This window comes from Phenylobacterium sp., assembly GCF_004799395.1.
Taxonomy (GTDB): domain Bacteria; phylum Pseudomonadota; class Alphaproteobacteria; order Caulobacterales; family Caulobacteraceae; genus Phenylobacterium.
Genome location: NZ_SSMZ01000196.1, coordinates 1 through 2,059, shown reverse-complemented (window position 1 = coordinate 2,059; position 2,059 = coordinate 1). Strand labels below are relative to the sequence as shown.

The 2,059-nt window shown below is 66.6% G+C and carries 2 protein-coding genes; both read right to left on the bottom strand.

Annotated elements, in window-relative coordinates; all coding sequences use genetic code 11:
* Positions 1 to 114: 114 nt before the first annotated feature.
* Positions 115 to 1,125: an LLM class flavin-dependent oxidoreductase gene (locus tag E8A12_RS12775; protein ID WP_293369288.1), complete on the bottom strand. Its 1,011-nt coding sequence runs from the start codon at positions 1,123 to 1,125 to the stop codon at positions 115 to 117.
* Positions 1,125 to 2,059, bottom strand: a 935-nt coding sequence (locus tag E8A12_RS12770) for an alpha-L-glutamate ligase (RefSeq protein ID WP_293369286.1), incomplete at its 5' end; no start/stop codon positions are given. The genes E8A12_RS12775 and E8A12_RS12770, both read right to left, overlap by 1 nt.

The following is a 2,059-nucleotide window of genomic DNA, read 5'->3' as shown; positions in this document are numbered from 1 at the left end:
GGGGATCAATCCGGTGTTCAACGGCGCCTGGTCGGACCTGCTCTCCTGCCTGCCCTTCCTGGGCCTGATGGCGTTGTTGTTCCGCGCCGGGGCGAGCAGGAAAGGCTAAGCTGATTAGTTGATCACCTCAGCGGCGAAGCGCTCCATTTCCTCGTACTGCGGGCTCATCTGCAGCAGCAGTAGATTGAGGCCGGCGGCCTCGTAGGCCGCGACGCGCTCGCGGATCTGGGCGGGCGTGCCGATCAGGTTGGGGCGCAGGCCGCGGTTGGAGACCGAGTATTCGGCGATCTTCATCTCGCGCTCCAGCTGGGTGCCGGAGAGCCATTGGTCGTAGTTGCCGAAACCGGGGGCGTTGGGATCGAGTGTCGTGATCCGGGCCACTTCTTCGCGGGCCTCTTCCTCGGTGTCGCGGACGATGGCGTAGGCGGCCATGCCGAAGGTCATCGCAGGCTTGCCGGTGGCCGCGCGGCGGGCGCGCATGTCGGCGATCTTCTCGGCGATCACCTCGACCGTGTCGCCATGCATCACATAGGCGTCGCACTGGTTGGCGATCAGGGTCTTGGCCGCCTCGGACTCGCCGCCGGCGTAGACTACGGGCTTGCGTACCGGCTTGGGCTCGCAGATGGCGTCCTTCAGCTGATAGCGCTGGCCGTCGTGGTTGAACTTGGGCTCGCGCCACAGGCCGTCGACCACGTCGAGCCATTCGCTCGTGCGGCCATAGCGATCGTCGTGCTGGTCGAACTGCAGGCCATAGCTGGTGGCTTCTTCGGCCCACCAGGAGGAGACCACGTTCAGCGCCAGGCGGCCGCCCGAGATGTTGTCGATATTGGCCGCCTGCTTGGCCAGCAGGGCCGGGTGGTGGAAGTTGGGCCTGACCGCCACCATCAGTTCCAGCGTATCGGTGACGGCGGCCAGCGCCGCGGCGGTCGACCAGGCGTCCAGCGCCGGCTGGTCGGTCCCCTTGATGTCGTTGAGGTTGAGCTCGGCGACCAGGGTCAGATCATAGCCGATCTTCTCCGCCCGCTGGCAGAGCGTCTTGGTGTAGTCCCACGTCGCCGCCATGTGCTCGTCGGGGATATTGCGCAGCCAGCCACCGAACACCGGGGTCCAAAACCCATACCTCATCAAGCGGCGGCCTTCTGTTGTTCGGCGATCAGGGGAAGCAGGTAGTCGACCAGCTTGTCGTGCGGGTCCCAGCCCAGCACCTCCAGCGGCTTGGCCACGAAGTTCGACATGGCGTTCAGGTCGTAGAACTTCGGCCGGCCGTCGCGGTCATCGACCATGTATTCGATGCCGCCCACATCCAGGCCGCTCATCGCCGCGACTTTCTCGACCGCGCGGACGATGTCCCCCGGCGGCTTGAACTCGCTGATGGTGATGGTGGGCTTGTCCACCATGCAGACGTCCGCCGGGCAGAGGTCGAAGGTCGAGCCGGCGCCGTCGAGGGCCAGAGCATAGAGCAGCTTGCCGTCCAGCACCTCGCAACGGATCACCCGCCCATCGCGGGCGGGCACATAGGCCTGGATCAGCGCCACGCCGTCGACGCCGACGGGTGTCAGTTCGTCGGCCACGGCGGCGGCCAGTTCGTCCTCATTCTCGTAACGAATCATGCCGGTTCCGGAACCGCCGACATTGACCTTCACCATCACCGGATAGCCGACCTGGGCCGCCAGCCGCAACACGTCCTCGCGGCGGTGCGCGACGCGGGTGGCCGGGATGTCCAGGCCGGCCTTGCGGAACAGGCTGAGCTGACGGGCCTTGTTGGTGTCGTAGGCGAGTACGCCGGGGCCGTTGATCACGCGCGCGCCGAGGCCCTCCCAGTGGTCCAGCGCGGCCATGGAGTAGAACAAGGCGTGCTCCTCCTGGCGCAGGAAGGACGACATGGCCAGGCGATTGAGGATCACCGGCGCGGGCAGGGACGTATCCGCCGGATCGAAGGTGTGGTCCTGGATCGAGATCGGCGTCCAGTTCAGACCCCGGCGGTCCAGGGTGGCGAACAGGGCCTCGAACCACTGCGGGTGCTCGTAGAAGACGGCGAGGTCGGCCAAGGGCGGGCTCC